This is a genomic window from Arthrobacter sp. Soil782, from assembly GCF_001428435.1.
Taxonomy (GTDB): Bacteria; Actinomycetota; Actinomycetes; order Actinomycetales; family Micrococcaceae; genus Arthrobacter_D; species Arthrobacter_D parietis.
This window is the reverse complement of the sequence record NZ_LMSO01000009.1, coordinates 398,314-419,360: the sequence shown is the minus strand read 5'-3', so window position 1 is coordinate 419,360 and position 21,047 is coordinate 398,314. Positions and strand designations below refer to the sequence as shown.

Here is a 21,047-nt window from a genome sequence, read left to right as displayed (position 1 = left end):
AGGGCAGTGCAGACGGACACTCATTGATCTCTCGTTCGTGGGCTTACTTCTTATCGGAGGAACATTGAAGAATTCACGGAGCTTGATTCAGCGCCGCACCGGCATGTCCGTTGCAGCACTGGGGGCTGCGGCCCTTCTCCTGGCCGGCTGCGGCGCGCCGCCGGCCGAGACCGAAGGCGGCGGATCCGATCCCGCGGCCGAGGCAACCGACTACACAGGCTGCATCGTTTCCGACTCGGGCGGATTCGACGATCAGTCGTTCAACCAGTCCAGCTACGAGGGCATCAAGGCCGCCGAAGAGTCGCTCGGTATCGAGGTTCAGCAGGCAGAGTCGCAGGCTGAAACCGACTTCACCCCCAATGTGAACTCCATGGTCACCTCGGGTTGCGACATGATCGTCACGGTCGGCTTCCTGTTGTCCGCTACCACTGCCGAGGCAGCTGAAGCCAACCCGGAGACCAACTTCGCGATCGTCGACGACAACCAGATCGACCTGCCGAACGTCAAGCCGATCATCTACGACACGGCGCAGGCCGCGTTCATGGCGGGCTATCTGGCCGCGGGTACCTCCGAGACCGGCAAGGTTGCCACCTACGGCGGTATCCAGATCCCCACCGTGACCATTTTCATGGACGGATTCGCTGAGGGTGTTGCCTACTACAACGAGCAGAAGGACGCCGACGTCCAGCTCCTCGGCTGGGACAAGGAAGCACAGACCGGCACCTTCATCGGTGACTTCTCCAACCAGGCTGCGGGCAAGACCAACACGCAGAACTTCATCAACGAGGGCGCTGACATCATCATGCCGGTGGCCGGACCCGTGGGCCTGGGCACTATTGAGGCCGTGGAGGAAGCCAACGCAGACGGCGGCAGCAACAAGGTGATCTGGGTCGACTCGGACGGCTTCGAGACCGTTGAAAGCGGCACCGAGTACATCCTCAGCTCTGTCATGAAGCTCATGGGCGAAGCAGTGGAGCAGGTCATCACCGAAGACGTCAACGGCAACTTCAGCAACGAGCCGTACGTCGGCACCCTGGAGAACGGCGGCGTCGCACTTGCCCCGTTCCACGACCAGGAGGAAGCAGTCTCCGACGAGATGAAGGCCGAACTTGAGGAGATCAAGGCAGGCATCATCTCCGGCGAGATCACGGTCGAGTCTGAGGCAAGCCCTCAGTAACACCGCTCGAAAACGCGCCGCCCGCTCCCAGGATGGTTCTTGTGGTCCTGCAAGGAGCGGGCGGCGCGTTCGCGTTACGGTTGAATTGATTCTGCATGCTGGCGCCGGCGGGCGGGCCGAGGTGTTACCTCACCGTCGCTGACCAGCTCCCACAAAGGACAGGTTGGTTGGGGTTGTGAAGCTCGAACTGCAGGGAATCACCAAACGGTTTGGCTCCCTTGTTGCCAATGACAATATCGATCTGGTGGTGAACCCCGGCCAGGTGCATTGCCTCCTCGGCGAGAACGGTGCCGGCAAGTCGACCCTCATGAACGTCCTTTACGGACTGTATGAGCCGAGCGACGGGCACATCCTGGTTGACGGAAAACCGGTCACCTTCCGCGGCCCCGGGGACGCCATGGCCGCCGGGATCGGCATGGTGCACCAGCACTTCATGCTCATCCCCGTCTTCACCGTCGCCGAGAATGTGGCGCTGGGCGATGAACACACCAAGGCCGGCGGGATCCTCGACCTCGACAAGACCCGGGCACGCATCCGCGAAATCTCCGACCGCTACGGATTCGACGTTGATCCCGACGCCCTCGTTGAAGACCTTCCCGTCGGCGTGCAGCAGCGGGTGGAGATCATCAAGGCACTGGTCCGCAAGGCGGAGGTGTTGATTCTGGACGAGCCCACCGCCGTGCTCACTCCCCAGGAAACCGACGAGCTGATACAGATCATCGAGGAGCTGAAGGCGGGCGGCACCGCCATCGTGTTCATTTCCCACAAGCTGCGCGAAGTGAAGGCAGTGTCCGATGTCATTACGGTGATCCGCAGGGGCGCCGTCGTCGGAACGGTTGAACCCACCGCCAGCACCGGAGAGCTTGCCTCCATGATGGTGGGCAGGCAGGTCAGCCTCAGCCTCAACAAAGCGCCCGCCACGCCCGGTGACACCACTTTCACCGTCCGCGATCTCACTGTTCCGGGGCCCGGTGGACAGAAGCTGCTCGACAACGTCAGCTTTGAGATCTCCAAGGGCGAGATCCTGGCAGTCGCCGGTGTGCAGGGAAACGGTCAGACCGAACTCACGGAAGCTATCCTCGGTCTGCATCCCCACGCTTCCGGATCAGTCCGGCTCAACGGCAAGGAGCTGCTCGGGATGAAGGTCAAGGACATCATCCGCGAAGGCGTGGGTTTTGTTCCTGAAGACCGCAAGGTGGACGGCCTGGTAGGCAGCTTCTCGATCGCCGAGAACATGATCCTGAACTGGTACAACGAGCCGCCCTTCGCCAAGGGAATGGCGATGAAACCGTCGGTGGTCCTCAAGAATGCCCGGGAAAAGGTCGCGGAGTTCGACGTGCGGACCCAAAGTGCAGAAGCACCCGTCAGCACACTTTCCGGCGGCAACCAGCAGAAGGTGGTCCTGGCCAGGGAACTGTCGCGGCCGCTGAACCTCTTCATTGCCTCCCAGCCCACACGCGGCGTCGATGTCGGCTCGATCGAGTTCCTGCACAAACGCATCGTCACCGAGCGCGACGGCGGCACACCGGTGATGATCGTATCCACCGAACTCGATGAAATCAGTGAACTTGCGGACCGCATCGCGGTCCTGCACGGAGGAGAACTTATGGGCGTGGTGCCCGGCGACACGTCACGCGACGTGCTCGGACTCATGATGGCGGGGATGACGGCCGAGGAGGCCCTGGGACAGGGTCAGCACCGGGACACCGGGGAGACAGACCGATGAGCGCCGCGAACAGGGGGACCGAAGCCGGAGCTGAGGAAACAGCCGCGCCGCCGCCGGCTCCGGGGACCGGTGACACAACGCCGGCACCCCAGGACTCCGAGGATCGCGGCCCCGGAATCCTGAAGAGCATTGTCACCGGCTCCTCGCTCGTGGCGATTCTCGCCGTCGTGCTGTCGATCGTCCTCGGCGGGATCCTCATCGCGCTGACCGATGAGGACGTCGCCGCAGCCGCGTCGTATTTCTTCACCCGTCCGACGGACACCTTCCTGGCAGCCTGGGAGGCGGCGAGCAGCGCGTACGTGGCGCTGTTCCAGGGCGCGGTGTTCAACCCGCGTGCCGATTCCCTCGCCCTGATGTTCCGCCCGCTCACGGAGACCTTCACCGTGGCCACGCCGCTCATTCTCGCCGGACTTGGCGTGGCGGTCGCTTTCCGTGCCGGACTGTTCAACATCGGCGCACAGGGGCAGATCATCCTCGGTGCCATGTTTGCCGGCTGGATCGGATTCTCCTGGCACCTGCCCTTCGGCCTGCACCTGGTCTTCGTCGTCCTTGCGGGTTTCGTGGGCGGCGCGCTGTGGGGATTCATCCCCGGCATCCTCAAGGCACGCACCGGTGCGCACGAGGTCATCGTGACCATCATGCTCAACTACATCGCCATCTACCTGGTCGGATACCTGCTGACCACCCCGTCCTTCCAGAATCCGGGATCGGCCAACCCGATCAGCCCGCGGCTGGACGAAACGGCGCTGTTCCCACAGATCCTCGGTCCGCAGTTCCGCCTGCACCTCGGCTTCCTGGTGGCGATTGCTGCGACCTACGGCGTCTGGTGGCTGCTGAACCGGTCCACCGTCGGCTTCGAACTCCGCGCCGTCGGCGCCAATCCTTCCGCTGCACGCACCGCGGGCATCAGCGTGACCAAAGGCTACGTCGTCGTCATGATGCTTGCCGGCGGTCTCGCCGGTCTGGCCGGCGTTGCGCAGGTGGCCGGAACCGAGCAGGTGCTGACCAGCGGTATTGCGGCGAGCTTCGGGTTCGACGCGATCACCGTCGCGCTGCTGGGCAGATCCCATCCGTGGGGCGTGTTCTTCGCGGGCGTGTTGTTCGGTGCGTTCCGTGCGGGTGGCGTGCAGATGCAGACCCTCACCGGCACGCCGATCGACATTGTCCTCGTGGTGCAGTCACTCATCGTCCTCTTCATCGCCGCGCCGCCTCTGGTCAAGGCCATCTTCCGGATTGACCGGAAGGAAAAACCGTCCCGCAAGAACCAGAAGGCGACCACATCCGGAGGTGCAGCATGAGCATCGCAGCATCGGTGAATGACTCACGGGTCACAGGATCATCAACCAGGAGCTGGAAGGCCCCGATCGGATTCGGTGTCGGAGCCCTTCTGGCACTGTTCGTCTTCGCACTCGGCGGACCGGCGACCACCGCTGTCTTCCGGGTCTCGGATGATTCCGACCGCTTCCGCCTTGCGGATATCGCACTGCCCGCGAACGTGGTCGGCTGGGTTGTGGCCATCGCGCTCATCGCGATCACGGTCTACTCCTACCTGCAGGTGCGCCGCGGCGCAGGCATCAACCAGTGGGCGGGCATTGCCTACGCGTTCCTCTTCGTGGTCGGATTCCTTACCTGGGTGGTGGGAATAGCCGACCGCCCAACCATCTCCCTTGCGGGCCTGGTGGCCGGATCAGTGACGCTGGCCATCCCGCTGATCTTCGGCTCGCTCTCCGGCGTACTGTGCGAGCGGGTCGGTGTCGTCAACATCGCGATCGAGGGCCAGCTGCTCTCCGGAGCGTTTGCCGCAGCCGTTGCCGCATCGGTCTCGGGCAGTGTCTACGTGGGACTGATCGCCGCCGCCTTCGCCGGCGTCCTTGTCTCGCTGATCCTTGCGATCTTCAGCATCAAGTACCTGGTGAACCAGATCATTGTCGGCGTGGTGCTGAACGTGCTGGTCTCCGGATTGACCGGCTTCCTCGCATCCACGCTCCTGAGCCGTGACTCGGCAACGTTCAACTCGCCGCCGAGTCTGCCGGACATCCGCATCCCGCTGCTTGCGGACATCCCGGTCATTGGCCCGATCCTGTTCCAGCAGACCATCGTCGGTTACTTCATGTACGCCGCCGTGATTGTCATCTGGCTCGGGCTGTACCGGACCAAGTGGGGCCTGCGCGTGCGGGCCGTGGGCGAGCACCCGCAAGCCGCGGACACCATGGGCATCAAGGTCAACTCCACGCGGTTCTGGAATGTCCTTCTGGGCGGTGCTGTTGCCGGGTTCGGAGGTGCGTTCTTCACGCTCGTGTCGGTGAGTACGTTCACCCGGGACATGACCGCCGGTCAGGGCTATATTGCCCTCGCCGCGCTCATTTTCGGACGCTGGAACCCGATCGGCGCGTTCTTCGCGGCGCTGCTGTTCGGTTTCGCGACCAACCTGCGCTTTGTCCTGTCCATCATCGGGACGGATGTCCCGAGCCAGTTCCTGGCCATGCTGCCGTATATCGTGACCATCCTGGCGGTTGCAGGACTGGTGGGGCGGTCCCGCCCGCCGGCAGCCGGCGGCATTCCCTACGTCAAGGAGTAGAGCCATGGGAACCATGGATGAAAGCACGACGACGGCCGGCTCTGCCGCTGACCTCCCATGGGAGGCTCTCGCCGAAGCGGCAACCGCTGCAATGCGGAAGGCATATGTCCCGTACTCCAACTTCCCGGTGGGGGCTGCTGCCCTGACGGACGACGGGCGGATTGTTTCCGGCTGCAACGTAGAAAACGCGTCATACGGGCTCACCCTCTGCGCGGAGTGCTCGCTGGTCAGCCAGCTGCAGATGACCGGCGGCGGCAGCCTCGTCGCCTTCAGTTGCGTGGACGGGGACGGCAACGCACTGATGCCGTGCGGCCGCTGCCGCCAGTTGCTCTATGAATTCCGGGCGCCGGACATGCAGCTGATGACCGTGAGCGGAATCCGGACCATGGACGAGGTGCTGCCCGACGCGTTCGGCCCGCAGCACCTCGCAGACGCAGGCAGGTCAGCCGCCGGCACTACAGAGACAGGAAGCTTCGAATGAGCGAACAGTTCGACGCCGTTGACATCATCCGCACCAAGCGTGACAGGGGCACTCTCAGCCCGGCCCAGATCGACTGGACCATTGACGCCTACACCCGCGGTGCGATCGCGGACGAGCAGATGGCCGCGCTCAATATGGCGATCCTGCTCAACGGCATGGACCGCACGGAAATCTCGCGCTGGACGGCAGCGATGATCGCCAGCGGCGAGCGGATGGATTTCTCAGTGCTGGGCAAACCGACCAGTGACAAGCACTCCACAGGCGGTGTCGGAGACAAGATCACCCTCCCGCTCGCGCCGCTGGTCGCCGTCTTCGGCGTAGCCGTGCCGCAGCTTTCCGGACGCGGCCTCGGCCACACCGGAGGGACCCTGGACAAGCTCGAGTCCATTCCGGGCTGGCGCGCCCAGCTGTCAAATGACGAGATGATGGCCCAGCTGGCTGACGTGGGAGCCGTTATCTGCGCGGCGGGCGCCGGGCTTGCTCCTGCGGACAAGAAGCTGTACGCGCTGCGCGATGTCACCGGAACGGTGGAAGCCATTCCGCTGATTGCGTCGTCGATCATGAGTAAGAAGATCGCTGAGGGAACAGGTTCGCTGGTCCTCGACGTGAAGGTAGGCAGCGGCGCGTTCATGAAGGACGAGGCACAGGCCCGCGAGCTTGCCGAGACCATGGTGGCTCTCGGAACGGATGCCGGTGTAAAGACCGTGGCCCTCCTCACCAACATGTCCACCCCGCTCGGATTGACGGCGGGCAACGCCATCGAGGTTGAGGAGTCCGTTGAGGTGCTTGCCGGCGGCGGGCCGCAGGACGTCGTCGAACTGACGGTCCGGCTGGCAGAGGAAATGTTAACTGCTGCCGGCGTACGCGATGCTGATCCCGCTCAGGCACTCAGGGACGGCCGTGCGATGGACGTCTGGAACCGCATGATTGAGGCGCAGGGCGGAGATCCTCGTGCAGCGCTTCCGGTGGCCCGGGAGTCCGAGACCGTCTACGCACCGGCCGACGGAGTCCTCGTCGGGCTCGATGCCCTGGCCGTCGGTGTTGCTGCCTGGCGCCTGGGTGCCGGACGCGCACGCAAGGAAGATACGGTCCAGGCCGGAGCGGGTATCCGGCTGCATGCCAAGCCCGGCGCTATGGTCCGCGCGGGAGAGCCGCTGATGACCCTCCTGACTGACACCCCCGAGAAGTTCGATCGCGCGCGTGAGGCGCTGGAAACCGCCGTCGTGATTGCACCTGACGGTGCGCGCCCGGCGCAGCAGCTCATCATCGACCGCATCGCCTGAGCCGAACCGCCTGACATCAGGGGCCCTCTCAGGGGCCCCTGTCAGGGTACTCACCTACTACCTGGGGACGAGTCCCGTGCCGGGAACATCACCCCATTGGGCGACGCGGCGGCAGCGCATCAAATCATAACCTTGGAAAAAGGCTGGATCAGGGGTTCTACAGGGGCATACCCCATGGACCCTCCTGATCCACGGCTGGCATGGTTCTTATAGAAGGTCACTGACCCACCTGGGGCGGCGGCGACCGGAGCCGATCCGCACAATCCAAGGAGCGCAGGTAGTGGACGCGATTAATGCTGTCACGAATGGACTGAGTGATTTCATTCTCAGCACCGCCGAGCAGCCCTGGGTCTACCTGCTCGTGTTCATCTGCTGCACGGTTGACGGGTTCTTCCCGCCGTTCCCCAGCGAGTCAGTGGTGGTGGGTCTCGCATCGCTGATTATCACCGAGGGCGTGCCCAACGCCTGGCTCCTGATCCTCGTCTCTGCCCTCGGGGCGTTTGCCGGTGACAATATCGCCTACCTGATGGGCAGGGGCGTCGGTACCCGGCGCTTCCGGTGGATGCGCCGTCCACGCTCGCAGAAGGCGTTCGAATGGGCCGGCTACGAACTTGAGAAGCGGGCGGCATCATTGCTCCTGGTTGCACGCTTCATTCCCTTTGGACGCGTGGCGGTCAATCTCACGGCCGGCGTAACCGGCTACTCACGACGGCGCTTCGTTGCGCTGACGGGTATTTCCGCCCTGGCCTGGGGGAGCTACTCGGTGGGGATCGGCGCCCTTGCCGGCGCGTGGTTCGAAGACAACCACCTCCTGGGCGTCACTGTTGCGATAGCGATCGCCGTGGTCCTCGGCTTCATCGTTGACCGCATCATCAGCGCTGTGCGCGGCTCGACCCCCACGAGGCCGCGCCCGGAGCCGCTGCACCCACGCACCCCTGAACCGGACAGCCTGGAGGAACCCGCAGCGAAATCACTGGCCTCGCGTAGTCTTGGCCTGTGACTGAACCAATGACTTCCCTTGCTCCTGACCTCACCTTCGACATCCGTGCCCTGCCGAAAGTTTCGCTGCACGATCACTTGGACGGCGGCCTCCGGCCCGCGACGATCATCGAACTCGCCGAAGCGGTCGGCCACCAGCTTCCTTCGACCGATCCGGTTGCACTGGGCCAGTGGTTCCGTGACTCCGCAGATTCCGGTTCCCTGGTGCGCTACCTGGAGACGTTTGACCACACCATCGCGGTCATGCAGACCCGCGACGGTCTTTCCCGCGTGGCGCAGGAGTTCGTGGAAGACCTGGCGGACGACGGCGTTGTCTACGGAGAAGTGCGCTGGGCACCGGAGCAGCACCTCACCGGGGGATTGTCCCTCGATGAGGTTGTCGAGGCGGTCCAGGAAGGTCTCGACGCCGGTGTGGAGGCAGTTGCCGCCCGCGGCCGCACCATTCAGGTTGGACAGCTGATCACCGCCATGCGGCACGCGGACCGCGGTCAGGAGATCGCCGAACTGGCGGTCCGCCACCGCGAGCGCGGCGCCGTGGGCTTCGACATTGCCGGCGCCGAGGACGGCTTCCCCGCCGCCCGCTTCGCGGACGCCTTCACCTACCTCGCGCAGCACCAGTTCCCCGCAACGGTGCACGCCGGTGAGGCTGCCGGAGTGGACAGCATCGTCGACGCGCTGGTCAGCGGACGCGCGCAGCGGCTGGGCCATGGCGTGCGCATCGCTGAGGACATTACGGTGGAATTCGATGACGACGGCGGTTCGGACGCCCCGGTCGGCATGGCCAGCCTGGGCCAGGTGGCCGCGTGGGTCCGCGACCGCGGGATTCCCCTCGAGGTCTGCCCGTCGTCGAACCTGCAGACCGGAGCGATCGAAGCCTTCGGCAAGGACATCACGAGCCACCCGATCGACCTCCTGTATCAGCTCGGTTTCAACGTCACCGTCAACACGGACAACCGCCTGATGAGCGGTGTCACGCTCACCGAGGAGTTCGAGCTCCTCGTTGAAACCTTCGACTACGACCTCGATGACCTGCTTGAGTTGACCCTCAACGCCGTGGAAGCCGCGTTCATCCCCCTCGACAGCCGCACCGCTCTCGCGGAGCTCATTGCGCAGGGGTATGACGGCGCCAACGGCGCATGACCCAAAGCGCCCAGCGGGCGGGAGCGGCCCTCGATCGGTTGGTCGACGTCATCGGGCAGCTCCGGGAGCGCTGCCCCTGGATGGGTACGTTGACCCACGAATCGCTCGCCGAGTACCTGGTTGAGGAGTGCTACGAGCTTTTGGAGGTGCTCGAGGGGCCGGCCAACGCTGACGAACTGCGCTCCGAACTTGGTGACGTTCTCCTGCAGGTGGTGCTTCACGCACGCCTGCAGGAGGAAAGCGGCTCCTTTGCTCTGGCAGAGGTCATCGACGGACTTACTGCGAAGATGATCCGGCGCAACGCCCACGTGTTCACTCCCGACGGCGGTCTCCGGGACGTACCGGCCTCCTCGATCGCGGAGATCGAAGCGTCGTGGCACAGCATCAAGGCGCAGGAACAGCCGGACTCCACGCCGTTTGCCAGCATCCCGTCGGGGCTTCCGGCGCTCGCGGCGGCGGCGAAGACGCTCAAGCGTGCACGTCGCAACGGAGCCTCCGCGCAGGAGGATGGCGGCGTCGTCGTGCCGTCCGTTGAGGCGGGCCTCGCATCGGAGGAAGAGCTCGGCGAGGTGCTGCTCGCCGTCGTCGGGCGTGCGGTCGACGCTGGGCTGGATCCGGAGCGAGCGCTGCGCGTCGCCGTGCGCAGATACCAGGATGAACATCTCGCGCGGTCTGGCTCGGCCGTGCCCGTCGTCCCCAAGTGAAAAGAGCCCGTCACGGTCGGCCATCGACGGCCGCTTTCAATTAGGCTGAGTACGAATCCCCGCGCAGACGCATCAGCTTTTTAGAGTTGAGCACGTTGCGCTGTCCGTCCGAAGAAACTCCATTGACACGAACAGGAGCATTTCCATGGCAATCATTGACGCCATCCATGCACGTGAAATCCTCGACTCCCGCGGCAACCCCACGGTTGAGGTCGAGGTACTGCTCGACGACGACACTTTCGGCCGCGCAGCCGTTCCCTCCGGTGCCTCCACCGGAGCCTTCGAGGCAAACGAGCGCCGCGACGGCGACAAGGACCGCTACCTCGGCAAGGGTGTACTCCAGGCAGTGGAAGCTGTCATCGAGCAGATCCAGCCGGCACTACTCGGCTTCGATGCAGGAGACCAGCGCGCCATCGACCAGGCCATGATCGACCTCGACGGCACCGAGAACAAGTCGAACCTGGGCGCCAACGCCATGCTCGGCGTCTCCCTGGCGATTGCCCGCGCAGCGGCTGAATCTTCCGCGCTTCCGCTCTACCGTTACTTGGGCGGCCCCAACGCGCATGTGCTGCCGGTTCCGCTGATGAACATCCTCAACGGTGGATCGCACGCCGATTCCGACGTCGACATCCAGGAATTCATGATTGTTCCCCTGGGTGCCGAGTCCTACTCCGAGGGCCTCCGCTGGGGCGTCGAGGTGTACCACGAGCTCAAGAAGGTCCTGAACGAGAAGGGCCTGGCAACCGGCCTCGGCGACGAGGGCGGCTTCGCTCCCAATCTTCCCTCCAACCGGGATGCCCTCGACCTCATCACCACAGCGGTCGAGCGCGCCGGCTACACCCCGGGCACGGACATCGCGTTCGCGCTGGACGTTGCCGCGTCCGAGTTCTTCAAGGACGGCAGCTACACCTTCGAGGGCAAGACGCTCGATTCCGCGGCGATGCGCGCCTACTACGAGGAGCTGGTACGTGACTATCCGCTGGTCTCGATCGAGGACCCGCTGGACGAGGAAGACTGGGACGGCTGGAAGGCACTCACCGAGTCCATCGGTGACAAGGTCCAGCTCGTCGGCGACGATCTCTTCGTCACCAACCCGGTCCGGCTAGAGCGCGGCATCAAGGCTGACACCGCCAACTCGCTGCTCGTGAAGGTGAACCAGATCGGCACGCTCACCGAAACACTGGACGCCATTTCCCTGGCCCAGCGTTCCGGGTACACCACGATCACCTCCCACCGCTCGGGTGAGACCGAAGACACCACCATCGCTGACATCTGCGTGGCAACCAACGCCGGGCAGATCAAGACGGGTGCACCGGCCCGTTCGGAGCGCGTAGCCAAGTACAACCAGCTGCTGCGCATCGAGGAAGAACTGGACGACGCCGCGCGCTACGCGGGACGTTCGGCCTTCCCGCGTTTCACTGCCTGATTGGTCCATCATGGGGCGTTACCCTCGTTAAGCAGGTAACCGTCTTTGTCGGGGCATTTCCCCTGACCTGACGGCAGAACACAGCGTGAGCGAGGAGTCCGATGTCCACCCGACGCCCCAGCGTTCCGCGTACAACGCGAGCGCGCACTGACGGGCAGAGGCAGCAGACGCCGCAACTGAAGCGCCCTGGCAACCAGGGCGCTTCAGTGCGTTCAGCGCCGTCGGGCGCGGGCCGCAAGACGGAGACGCCGCCGGCACCGCAGAGGGCAGTGCGTACTCCGGCATCACCGGAACCGCGCAAAAAGTCCTCCCCGTCCGAAGCCAGGGCCGCGGAACGCTCCCAACTGGCGGGAGCCATCCGGACCGCGAGCGCACCTTTCCGCAAGCCCTCGGATCGCGTGATTGTGCCGGCGGAGGACGCGGAACCGATCCCCGCCAAAGCCTTCTCCGGCCGCCTGCTGGCGCTCGCCGTCGTGCTGGTGACCATCATCGTGCTGCTGGCGCCCTCGGTGCGTACCTACCTGCAGCAGCAGTCGGAAACCGAAGCCCTGCAGGATCGCATCGCGGCGCTGCAGCAGGAGCAGGGCGTCCTCGAAACGCAGATCGCCCGCTGGGAGGATCCCGCGTACATCAAGCAGCAGGCCCGCGACCGCCTCTTCCTGGTAATGCCCGGAGAAACCCGCTACCTGGTCAAGGGCGGAACAGACGTGGAGACGTCGGCGGAACAGCAGTCCGCCGCGGCGCCGGAGGATCTGCCGTGGGCGGACGCCCTCTGGGAATCTGTGGAGCGGGCTGCCACCGACTAACCTTGGTATGCGGAAGTTTTTGTCGCCTATCTGTTGTCAAAGGCATTCCGAAACCGCAACTAGGCGACAAAAACGCCGGAGGTAGACAAGGTTCAGAAAGGACCGCAGTGACGGAATCGAATCCGCTTGCCCCCACACCGGCTGATCTCGAGACCCTCAGCCGGCAGTTGGGCCGCCCGGTGCGGGACGTCGTCGAGATCGGTGCCCGGTGCGTCTGCGGCAATCCGCTGGTGGCGACGACCGCCCCGCGACTCAGTAACGGCATCCCCTTTCCCACGACCTACTACCTCACGCATCCGGTCATCACCGCGGCGGTGTCCCGTCTGGAAGCCGGCGGGACCATGACCGAAATGACGGAGCGGCTCGAACAGGACACCGCGCTCGCAGCCCGCTACCGGCAGGCCCACGAGGCGTACCTCCGCGCGCGGTCCGAGATCGGGGAGCGCAGCGGCATCGGTCCTGTGCCGGAGATCGACGGCGTGTCCGCCGGCGGCATGCCCTCACGCGTCAAGTGCCTTCATGTGTTGGTCGGTCATTCCCTCGCGGCCGGTCCGGGTGTGAATCCGTTGGGAGATGAGGCGCTGGCTGCCATCGCGGAATGGTGGACTGCGGATCAGTGCCGCTGCGTGGGCGCATGGGACACCAGTGGACACGCGCCGAACCGCGATCTCAGCCGGCATGTGAAGACCCAGGGCCTCAGCCCTGCAGAGCTGGATGCCAAACGTGCCGAACGTCGAACGAGTGAAGGGAAGGGCTGACATGCGTACTGCGGCCATTGATTGCGGAACCAACTCGATTCGCCTGCTGATCGCGGATGCCGACGGCGGTACCGGGCTGACGGACGTCGTCCGCCTGATGCGGGTGGTGCGCCTGGGCGAGGGAGTTGACGCCACCGGCATGATTTCCGAAGCAGCGCTGGAGCGGACGTTCGAGGCCGTGGATGAGTACGCGGCACTGATCAAGCAGCACGACGCCGGGAGCGTCCGGTTCGTGGCGACGTCGGCTACCCGTGATGCGGGCAACCGCGACGTCTTCGTCTCCGGCGTACGGGACCGGCTCGGCATCGAACCGGAGGTCGTCAGCGGCGGTGAGGAAGCGGAGCTGTCGTTCTCCGGGGCCGCGAGCGTGCTGGCAGGGGAGAACGACGCCCCGGTCCTCGTGGTCGATCTCGGCGGCGGGAGCACAGAGTTTGTCGTCGGCACCGGAAACCAGGTTCTTGCGGCGCACAGCACGGATATGGGCTGCGTCCGTTTCACTGAGCGGTTCCTGCGCTCGGACCCGCCGACGGAGCGGGAAATCGCCGCTGCCGAGGAAGAGATCGGCAGGATGATCGATGAGGCGAACTCGGACGTCAACCTTGCCTCCGTCCACGGCGTCATCGGCGTTGCAGGGAGCATCACCACCGTGACAGCGCACGCGTTGAAACTTCCGGAGTACCAGTCGGAGCGGATCCATGGCACGTCCCTGACGGTTCACGAGGTCGATGCCGCCACCACCTCGCTGCTCCACCTGTCGCGTTCCGAACGCGCGGCCCTCCCTTACATGCACCCCGGCCGCGTGGACGTGATCGGAGCCGGCGCCCTGATCTGGCGCACAATCGTCCGGAGGGTTGCGGACGCTACGGAAGGCCTCGTGCAGAGCGCAGTGGCGAGTGAGCATGACATTCTGGACGGAATCGCCCTCAGCGCCGTCTCCCGAAGGGAACACGGATGACAGTGCGTCCCGTGCCGTCCGGTGCCCTCGTTTCACGGTCGATTGCCGCCGTCGTGCTTGCAGCGGGTCTTGCCGCCGGCGTCATCATCCCGGTGGGAAGCGCTGCGGCCCACGGTGGGGAGATCCGCGAGCGTGAATACTGGTTGGAAGATTACGGCATCACCGAGGCATGGGAGGACACCAAGGGTGCCGGAGTGACGGTCGCGGTGATAGACAGCGGGGTGGACGGAAGCCACCCGGACCTGGAAGGCGTTGTCACCGGCGGAACCGATGTTTCCGGAGCAGGAGCGCCCAACGGACAGCGCGGTATCGGCGAGGTGCCTGAACACGGCACACTGGTGGCCAGTTTGATTGCCGGGCGTGGGCACGAGCCCGAAGGCCCTGATCCAAGTCCTTCCGCCTCGCCTTCCGGCACGCCATCGCCGTCGGTCGCACCCTCGGGCTCCGCCCCGCCGTCGTCTGCAGAAGCAGAGGCGTCCGCAGAAGCAGAGGAATCTGCAGTCACGGCCGCCGGGCGGGGGCCGGACGGCGTCGTCGGGGTTGCACCGGAATCAGAGCTGCTTGCCGTCTCGCTCTGGATCGGCGGCGAGTCCACGGGCGCCAATCCCGCGGGGGTGAGCATTGACGAACAGATCCCGAACGCTGTGCGGTGGGCGGTGGACAACGGGGCGTCCGTGATCAACATGTCGCTGGGCAGCACGTCTCCCACCTGGCCGGAGAGCTGGGACGAGGCGTTCCTCTATGCCGAACAGAACGACGTCGTCATTGTCGCCGCCGCCGGCAACCGCGCCGGCGGGTCCGTGCAGGTAGGTGCGCCGGCCACCATGCCTGGTGTTCTCGCTGTGGGCGGGCTGGATGCGGAGGGTGCGGCGAGTCGGGAGTCATCATCCGAGGGCATCAGCATCGGCATTGCGGCGCCGGCCGAGAACCTCGTCGGGGCGCTGCCGGGTGGGCTGTACGCAAGCAAGTGGTCCGGAACCTCCGGTGCTGCGCCGCTGGTCTCCGGCGTCGCGGCACTGATCCGTGCCAAGTACCCGGACCTGACAGCTCCGCAGGTCATCAACCGGATCATCATGACCGCACGCGATGCCGGCATACCCGGTAAGGACACCATCTACGGTCACGGAATCCTCGACGCCGCCGCGGCCGTGAATGCCGACCTCACCGTTCCTGAGGAACGGTTGCTGGGTGCGGGCGGTGTGGTGAGCATGGCGCAGTACATCGAGACGTACCGGCGCGGCGAGGTGGCGCCGCCTCCTCCGCCGGAACCGGCACCGGCCGAAGAGCCGCTGCCCGACATCCCCGAACCGACCGTGCCGGCTGCCGCTGAGCGTGCGTCAGCTGCCACGTCGGTGCCCGCTTTCATCGTGTTCGGATTCGGCGGGCTGATCCTCTGTATCCTGCTCGGCGGAACGTATCAGGTCATCCGGGTATACCGGAAGGGTGGGGCGGAAACGGACGGCGACAACAGTTAGTGAAGATTTTCACAAAGTCCGGTACGCTGGCTTCATGGCTCAAACCTCCAACTTTTCTGATCGTCCCCGGATCCTTGTTGTCGGCGGTGGCTACGTCGGTCTGTACGTAGCCCACAAGCTGCAGAAGAAGGTGAAGGATCACGGTGGCATTGTCACGCTCGTTGATCCTTTGCCCTACATGACCTACCAGCCGTTCCTCCCCGAGGTGGCCGGTGGCAACATTGAGGCGCGTCACGCTGTCGTCTCCCACCGCATGCACCTGACTGACACCGAGCTCATCTCGGGCAAGGTCACGGGCGTCAACCACTCCTCGCGCACGGCAACCGTTGAACCGGCGGACGACAGTGAGCCTTTTGAGCTGAACTACCGTGACATCGTCATCGCGGCCGGCGCCATCACCCGCACGTTCCCGATCGAGGGTCTGGCGGAGGAGGGGATCGGCCTCAAGACCATCGAAGAGGCTGTCGCCCTGCGCAACCAGCTCCTCGAGCGCATCGAGACCGGATCCCTGATGGAGCCGGGTGCGGAGCGTGACCGCGCGCTGACCTTCGTCGTCGTCGGCGGCGGGTTCGCCGGCATCGAGGCGCTTGCAGAGATGGAAGACCTCGCGCGCGCTGCCGTCAAGAAGAACAAGCGCCTTCAGCGTTCTGACATCCGCTTCGTGCTGGTGGAGGCCATGGGACGCATCATGCCCGAGGTCACGGAAGAGCAGGCCAAATGGGTTGTGCAGCACCTGCAGGCCCGCGGCGTGCAGGTCAAGCTGAACACCTCGCTGGCCAGCGCCAAGGACGGCAAGCTGAAGCTCATCAATATGCCGGACAAATCCCCGGCGGATGAATTCGAGACAGACACCCTCGTATGGACTGCCGGCGTGCAGGCCAACCCCGTAGTCCGCAACACCGACTTCCCGATTGACGAGCGCGGCCGCGTCCGCGCCAGCGCTGAATTGCGCATCACCGGCGACGACGGCCCGCTGGACGGCGCCTGGGCGGCCGGCGACGTCTCAGCCGTGCCCGATCTCTCCGGCGGCGGCGTGGGCGGTTTCTGCGTCCCTAACGCGCAGCACGCTGTGCGGCAGGCCAAGCTTCTCGCCGACAACATCTACGCTGAGCGCTACGGCGTGGGCCGCGTCCGCGAGTACAGGCACAAGAACCTCGGTGCGGTTGCCGGGTTCGGCCAGTACAAGGGCGTAGCCAACATCATGGGCTTCGGCATGCGCGGACTGCCCGCTTGGCTTGCACACCGCGGCTACCACGGCATGGCAATGCCCATGTTCGAGCGCAAGGCCCGCGTAGTGGGCAACTGGGTGCTCGGTTTCGTCTTCGGGCGTGACACCACCCAGCTGATGGATCTGCAGACTCCACGCCGCCAATTCCGTGAGGCTGCCACTCCTCCGCCGAAGAAGCAGGAGACTCCCTCGCTGGACAAGAACCGCTCCGAGGATACAGAGAAGACGAAGGCCAAGGCCTAGTACCTCCTCAAGGCGGCGGCGGCACCCTTCACGGGTGCCGCCGCCGTCGTTTAAGCAGCTATAGTTCACGATCGTGAGGAAGGTGCTGGGGCATGCGGTTGATGATCAAACGCGCTGCGTGCATTACCGGACGGACCTGGACATCGTTGCCATCCGGTTCAGGTGCTGCGGCGAGTTTTACCCCTGCCATCTGTGCCATGCGGAGACGGCAGACCACGCCGCCGAGGTCTGGCCACCAGGGGAGTACGGCACGGATGCAATCTTGTGCGGTGTGTGCCGGTGCACCATGTCCATTCGGGATTACCTGGAGGCTGACGGATGTTCCTCGTGCAGTGCACCGTTCAACCCTGGTTGCCGGCTGCACAAACACCTGTACTTCGGGACTGAAGGAAGCTGACTGCGCGGCATCGCCAATGGTGCCCCAGGTGGGACTCGAACCCACACTGTGAAGATTTTAAGTCTCCTGCCTCTGCCATTGGGCTACTGGGGCGTAACTTCCGACGGACGTCCCGGCAGGGAGTCCACCAGAGCATCCCATCAAGAATACGCGAGCCGCACACGTTCGATCGATGCCGCTGGAAGGCTAGTCAAGACCCCTGTGACGAGCGTTACAAGGATGTAACCAGATTTGCTTATCTTGGACACGTTTTTGCACTAGCTTTTTCACATACCAGGAACACCTGGAGATCGCATCAAAGGCTGATCGAGTCTTTCGATCGAGGAGATAAATTTCATGACAGCAACACGTAACTCCGCGCGGTTCAGCATCGGGGAGAATGCTCCGCGCGCAGCGAAGATTGCGGCCCTGAGTCTGGGAGTCGCACTTTTCGCATCTGCCTGCGGTGGAAATCCCACCCCCGAAGGTGACGGCGCCTCACCTTCGGACGAGACAGCCTCGGCAGCGGCAGCGTCGGGACTCACCTGTCCCGAGAGTCAGGGCGGCGCAGCCCCCGAGCCCGGCGAAAAGGGCGATCCGAGTGCAGTACCTGAGGCGGAAACCACTTCCGAATCTCCCTTGGTGCTTGGATCCCTCCTGCCCACAACGGGCGCGCTCGCATTCCTCGGTCCTCCCGAAATTGCAGGCGTTAACCTCGCGGCACAGGAGATCAACGAGTCCGGCGGCGTGCTCGGCCAGGACATCGAGATCATCCACCGCGATTCCGGTGACACGACCACTGACATTGCAACGCAGTCCGTGACCGACCTCCTGTCCCAGGATGTCAGCGCGATTGTCGGTGCGGCGTCGTCCGGCGTATCGCAGACAGTGATCAACCAGATCACCGGTGCGGGCGTAGTCCAGATGTCGCCAGCCAACACCTCGCCGGACTTCACCGACTGGGATGACAACGGGCTCTACTGGCGTACCGCTCCCTCCGACGTCCTGCAGGGCCGCGTGCTCGGCAACTACATCATGGCCTGTGGTGCGCAGACCGTGGGCATGATCGTACTCAACGATGCGTACGGCACCGGTCTCCAGGCCAGTATCAAGGAAACAGTTGAGAGCGCCGGCGGCCAGGTCGTCGCCGAGGAAATGTTCAATGAGGGTGACTCGCAGTTCAGCAGCCAGGTGGACGCGCTCGTGGCAGCCGAGCCTGACGCCTACGTGGTTATCAGCTTCGACCAGGCCAACAGCATCATCCCGCTGATGACCGGTCAGGGTGTTGACCCAGGATCGATGTTCTTCGTGGACGGCAACACCGCCGACTACAGCGAGGATCTTGATCCCGGCACTCTCGAAGGCGCACAGGGCACCCAGCCCGGTTCCTTCGCAGGCGACCAGTTCAAGGAGGCGTTGGCCGGTATCGACCCTAACCTGAACGTCTGGAACTACGCAGGTGAAAGCTACGACGCCGTGAACCTCATCGCCCTCGCCGCAGATGCAGCGGGAAGCATTGACGGAGCAGCAATCGCAGCTGAACTTGAGGCAGTCTCCAAGGAGGGCACTGAGTGCTTCGACTACGCAGGCTGCATCACCCTCCAGCGCAACGGCGAGGACATCGATTACCAGGGCATCTCCGGCCCGATCACGTTCGACGAGAACGGTGATCCGACCGAAGCCTTCATCGGTATCTACGAGTTCGACGCGGACAATGTTCCGCAGCCTTACCGTTCCGAGGCCGGACAGCTCTAACCGCACCACCTGATTCACTCGCACAGTACGGAAGAACCCCTCCCAGCCTGGGAGGGGTTCTTCTGCGTGTGGGCGAGCCCTTAACGCAGCTGAGGCCCCCTCCTGGACGGAGAGGGCCTCAGCTGGTGTGAGCTACGCGGTGTCGGCGAGCGTTCCGAGGTAGAGCTGGATGACCTTCGGGTCCTTCATGAGCTCGCGTCCGGTGCCGGTGTAGGCGTCCTTGCCCTGGTCGAGGACGTAGGCGCGGTCGCAGATCTGCAGGCACCGCCGGGCGTTCTGTTCCACCATGATGACCGAGACGCCGGCCCGGTTGATTTCATGGACACGGAGGAACGTCTCATCCTGTTTGACGGGGGAGAGGCCGGCGGACGGCTCGTCAAGGAGTAGCACGGCCGGTTCCATCATGAGCGCCCTGCCCATGGCCACCATCTGCCGTTCACCACCCGAGAGTGACCCGGCGCGCTGGGCGCGCCGCTTGCCGAGTTCCGGGAAGAGGCCGGTGACAAAGTCGAAGCGTTCCTTGAAGTCCTTGGGCCGCTGGTACATGCCCATCTGAAGGTTCTCTTCGATGGTCAGGGTGGCGAAAACGTTATTGTTCTGCGGAACAAATCCCACACCCTTGCTGACCAGCTTGTTGGCTTTCAGGCCGGTGAGGTCCTGGTCACGCACCACTACGGTGCCGGAGTGCACTTTCACGAGGCCGAACATTGCCTTCAGGAGAGTCGACTTACCTGCGCCGTTGGGACCGATAATCCCAATCAGTTCACCCGACCGCGCTTCGATCGAGCAACCGTTCAGGATGTTGACGCCGGGCAGGTAGCCGGCCACCAGATCGGTGACCTTCACGACGGACTTGCCGGGCACTGACTCCGCTCCGGGGGCGCGCTGTGATCCTGCGGTTCCCGCTGCTTCGCTCATGGCCGCTTCTCCTCTGTTCCAGTGTCTCGGGCGGTGCCCTCAAGCTCGGTGATTCTGGCGTGGTTCAGGAGCCCCGCATTCTCTGTTCCCACCACAGACTCCTCGTCGTGGGAAAGCTCGGCTTCGAGCTTTTCCACGCCGTGGGAGTCGCCCAGGTCAACATCGTGGTGAGCACCGAGATAGGCGTCGATGACCGCCGGATCCTTCATGACGACGTCGGGAGTTCCCTCCGCGACCACGCGGCCTTCCGCCATGACCACCACCCAGTCCGCAACGTGCCGGACCATGTGCATGTCATGTTCGACGAACAGGACACTCATGCCCTCTGCCTTCAGGTTCTTGATGTGGTCAAGCAGGGACTGGGTGAGCGCCGGGTTCACGCCGGCCATCGGCTCGTCGAGCATCACCAGGCGCGGCTTGACCATCAGGGCCCGTGCCATCTCCAGCAGCTTGCGCTGCCCGCCGGAGAGGGAGGCGGCGTAGTCGTCACTCTTGGCATCCAGCTTGAATTTCTTCAGCAGGACCTCGGCCTGGCCGGTGATCTCCTTCTCGCGGCCGCCCCACAGGCCCTTGAAGAGGGCTCGCGCGAGGCTCTCACCCGGCTGGTCCGTAGCACCGAGGCGCATGTTCTCCATAACGGTGAGCTTGCCCATGATCTTGGTCAGCTGAAACGTGCGGACCATGCCGAGACGCGCCACTTTGTAGGGCGCGACGCCGGCCAGCGGCTTGCCGTCGAACGTCCATTCCCCGCTCTGCGGCGAATCAAACCCGGTGAGCAGATTGAACAGTGTCGTCTTGCCTGCGCCGTTCGGGCCGATGAGCGCGGTGATCTTGTTCCGCGGGATCTCGAGGTACTCAACATCGACGGCGTTGACGCCTCCGAAGCTCCGGGTGACGTTCTTCGCCGTGACAATCGGATCGCGCTTGCGGCAGCCCGGGCCGGGGGTGTCGTCGGTGATGGGCCGTGAATCAGTCATGTAGTCAATGCCATCCGCCGTGGACCCGGGCGTGGACCCGGC

The 21,047-nt window shown here is 64.5% G+C and carries 19 protein-coding genes and 1 tRNA gene; 17 read left to right on the top strand and 3 right to left on the bottom strand.

All coding sequences use genetic code 11. The features are described from left to right. The first annotated feature begins 103 nt into the window (after window positions 1–103). The 16 genes from ASH00_RS12550 to ASH00_RS16475 all read left to right on the top strand — a co-directional run bounded on the left by ASH00_RS12550 (window position 104) and on the right by ASH00_RS16475 (window position 17,376). The gene (locus tag ASH00_RS12550) at window positions 104–1,177 is read left to right on the top strand and encodes a BMP family ABC transporter substrate-binding protein (RefSeq protein WP_157359137.1); all 1,074 of its coding nucleotides are present in this window, start codon (window positions 104–106) and stop codon (window positions 1,175–1,177) included. Window positions 1,178–1,352: 175 nt separating this feature from the next. After that, window positions 1,353–2,903, top strand: coding sequence for an ABC transporter ATP-binding protein (locus ASH00_RS12545; RefSeq protein ID WP_056548905.1), 1,551 nt, complete (start codon window positions 1,353–1,355; stop codon window positions 2,901–2,903). Beyond that, window positions 2,900–4,201: an ABC transporter permease gene (locus ASH00_RS12540; protein ID WP_056548903.1), complete on the top strand. Its 1,302-nt coding sequence runs from the start codon at window positions 2,900–2,902 to the stop codon at window positions 4,199–4,201. Before ASH00_RS12545 ends, ASH00_RS12540 begins: the two co-directional genes overlap by 4 nt. Then, entirely contained in the window at window positions 4,198–5,481 is a 1,284-nt protein-coding gene (locus ASH00_RS12535; RefSeq protein ID WP_056548901.1) for an ABC transporter permease, read from the top strand. Before ASH00_RS12540 ends, ASH00_RS12535 begins: the two co-directional genes overlap by 4 nt. A gap of 13 nt (window positions 5,482–5,494) precedes the next feature. Beyond that, complete coding sequence (locus tag ASH00_RS12530) at window positions 5,495–5,962, top strand: cytidine deaminase (RefSeq protein ID WP_056549303.1); 468 nt, start codon at window positions 5,495–5,497, stop codon at window positions 5,960–5,962. After that, the gene (locus ASH00_RS12525) at window positions 5,959–7,245 is read left to right on the top strand and encodes a thymidine phosphorylase (protein ID WP_056548900.1); all 1,287 of its coding nucleotides are present in this window, start codon (window positions 5,959–5,961) and stop codon (window positions 7,243–7,245) included. The genes ASH00_RS12530 and ASH00_RS12525 overlap by 4 nt, the downstream gene beginning before the upstream one ends. 280 nt (window positions 7,246–7,525) lie before the next feature. Further along, window positions 7,526–8,245: a DedA family protein gene (locus tag ASH00_RS12520; RefSeq protein ID WP_082566107.1), complete on the top strand. Its 720-nt coding sequence runs from the start codon at window positions 7,526–7,528 to the stop codon at window positions 8,243–8,245. Then, the gene (locus ASH00_RS12515; RefSeq protein WP_056548898.1) at window positions 8,242–9,384 is read left to right on the top strand and encodes an adenosine deaminase; all 1,143 of its coding nucleotides are present in this window, start codon (window positions 8,242–8,244) and stop codon (window positions 9,382–9,384) included. Before ASH00_RS12520 ends, ASH00_RS12515 begins: the two co-directional genes overlap by 4 nt. Then, complete coding sequence (locus ASH00_RS12510) at window positions 9,381–10,088, top strand: MazG nucleotide pyrophosphohydrolase domain-containing protein (protein WP_056548896.1); 708 nt, start codon at window positions 9,381–9,383, stop codon at window positions 10,086–10,088. The genes ASH00_RS12515 and ASH00_RS12510 overlap by 4 nt, the downstream gene beginning before the upstream one ends. A gap of 145 nt (window positions 10,089–10,233) precedes the next feature. Beyond that, window positions 10,234–11,514 (top strand): phosphopyruvate hydratase, encoded by a 1,281-nt coding sequence (eno, locus tag ASH00_RS12505; RefSeq protein WP_056548894.1) that lies wholly within the window; start codon window positions 10,234–10,236, stop codon window positions 11,512–11,514. A gap of 101 nt (window positions 11,515–11,615) precedes the next feature. Beyond that, a complete protein-coding gene (locus tag ASH00_RS17050) occupies window positions 11,616–12,320 on the top strand; it encodes an FtsB family cell division protein (RefSeq protein ID WP_235563288.1) in 705 nt (234 codons plus the stop codon). Between the two features lie 107 nt (window positions 12,321–12,427). Then, entirely contained in the window at window positions 12,428–13,078 is a 651-nt protein-coding gene (locus ASH00_RS12495) for a DUF501 domain-containing protein (RefSeq protein WP_056548892.1), read from the top strand. A gap of 1 nt (window position 13,079) precedes the next feature. After that, window positions 13,080–14,033, top strand: coding sequence for a Ppx/GppA phosphatase family protein (locus ASH00_RS12490; protein ID WP_056548890.1), 954 nt, complete (start codon window positions 13,080–13,082; stop codon window positions 14,031–14,033). Continuing rightward, window positions 14,030–15,508, top strand: a complete 1,479-nt coding sequence (locus ASH00_RS12485) for a S8 family serine peptidase (RefSeq protein WP_082566106.1) — start codon at window positions 14,030–14,032, stop codon at window positions 15,506–15,508. Before ASH00_RS12490 ends, ASH00_RS12485 begins: the two co-directional genes overlap by 4 nt. A gap of 34 nt (window positions 15,509–15,542) precedes the next feature. Next, window positions 15,543–16,979, top strand: a complete 1,437-nt coding sequence (locus ASH00_RS12480) for an NAD(P)/FAD-dependent oxidoreductase (RefSeq protein ID WP_056548889.1) — start codon at window positions 15,543–15,545, stop codon at window positions 16,977–16,979. Between the two features lie 73 nt (window positions 16,980–17,052). Continuing rightward, window positions 17,053–17,376, top strand: coding sequence for a CHY zinc finger protein (locus tag ASH00_RS16475; protein ID WP_327019695.1), 324 nt, complete (start codon window positions 17,053–17,055; stop codon window positions 17,374–17,376). A gap of 17 nt (window positions 17,377–17,393) precedes the next feature. Here ASH00_RS16475 and ASH00_RS12475 read toward each other — a convergent pair. Further along, a tRNA-Leu gene (locus tag ASH00_RS12475) sits at window positions 17,394–17,469 on the bottom strand. Between the two features lie 243 nt (window positions 17,470–17,712). Here ASH00_RS12475 and ASH00_RS12470 point away from each other — a divergent pair. Beyond that, the gene (locus ASH00_RS12470; RefSeq protein ID WP_056548887.1) at window positions 17,713–19,110 is read left to right on the top strand and encodes an ABC transporter substrate-binding protein; all 1,398 of its coding nucleotides are present in this window, start codon (window positions 17,713–17,715) and stop codon (window positions 19,108–19,110) included. Window positions 19,111–19,242: 132 nt separating this feature from the next. Here the strand turns inward: ASH00_RS12470 and ASH00_RS12465 are convergent, their stop codons facing one another. Beyond that, on the bottom strand, window positions 19,243–20,028 hold the full coding sequence (locus tag ASH00_RS12465) for an ABC transporter ATP-binding protein (protein ID WP_235563287.1): 786 nt from the start codon (window positions 20,026–20,028) through the stop codon (window positions 19,243–19,245). Further along, entirely contained in the window at window positions 20,025–21,005 is a 981-nt protein-coding gene (locus ASH00_RS12460; RefSeq protein WP_056549295.1) for an ABC transporter ATP-binding protein, read from the bottom strand. The genes ASH00_RS12465 and ASH00_RS12460 overlap by 4 nt, the downstream gene beginning before the upstream one ends. Window positions 21,006–21,047: the final 42 nt, after the last annotated feature.

Excerpts from the sequence above, each read along its gene's own strand:
- ASH00_RS12550 (WP_157359137.1), top strand. The coding sequence starts at position 104 with ATGTCCGTTGCAGCACTGGGGGCTGCGGCCCTTCTCCTGGCCGGCTGC.
- ASH00_RS12540 (WP_056548903.1), top strand. The coding sequence starts at position 2,900 with ATGAGCGCCGCGAACAGGGGGACCGAAGCCGGAGCTGAGGAAACAGCC.
- ASH00_RS12535 (WP_056548901.1), top strand. The coding sequence starts at position 4,198 with ATGAGCATCGCAGCATCGGTGAATGACTCACGGGTCACAGGATCATCA.
- ASH00_RS12530 (WP_056549303.1), top strand. The coding sequence starts at position 5,495 with ATGGATGAAAGCACGACGACGGCCGGCTCTGCCGCTGACCTCCCATGG.
- ASH00_RS12525 (WP_056548900.1), top strand. The coding sequence starts at position 5,959 with ATGAGCGAACAGTTCGACGCCGTTGACATCATCCGCACCAAGCGTGAC.
- ASH00_RS12510 (WP_056548896.1), top strand. The coding sequence starts at position 9,381 with ATGACCCAAAGCGCCCAGCGGGCGGGAGCGGCCCTCGATCGGTTGGTC.
- eno (WP_056548894.1), top strand. The coding sequence starts at position 10,234 with ATGGCAATCATTGACGCCATCCATGCACGTGAAATCCTCGACTCCCGC.
- ASH00_RS17050 (WP_235563288.1), top strand. The coding sequence starts at position 11,616 with ATGTCCACCCGACGCCCCAGCGTTCCGCGTACAACGCGAGCGCGCACT.
- ASH00_RS12490 (WP_056548890.1), top strand. The coding sequence starts at position 13,080 with ATGCGTACTGCGGCCATTGATTGCGGAACCAACTCGATTCGCCTGCTG.
- ASH00_RS12485 (WP_082566106.1), top strand. The coding sequence starts at position 14,030 with ATGACAGTGCGTCCCGTGCCGTCCGGTGCCCTCGTTTCACGGTCGATT.
- ASH00_RS12480 (WP_056548889.1), top strand. The coding sequence starts at position 15,543 with ATGGCTCAAACCTCCAACTTTTCTGATCGTCCCCGGATCCTTGTTGTC.
- ASH00_RS12470 (WP_056548887.1), top strand. The coding sequence starts at position 17,713 with ATGACAGCAACACGTAACTCCGCGCGGTTCAGCATCGGGGAGAATGCT.
- ASH00_RS12465 (WP_235563287.1), bottom strand. The coding sequence starts at position 20,028 with ATGAGCGAAGCAGCGGGAACCGCAGGATCACAGCGCGCCCCCGGAGCG.
- ASH00_RS12460 (WP_056549295.1), bottom strand. The coding sequence starts at position 21,005 with ATGACTGATTCACGGCCCATCACCGACGACACCCCCGGCCCGGGCTGC.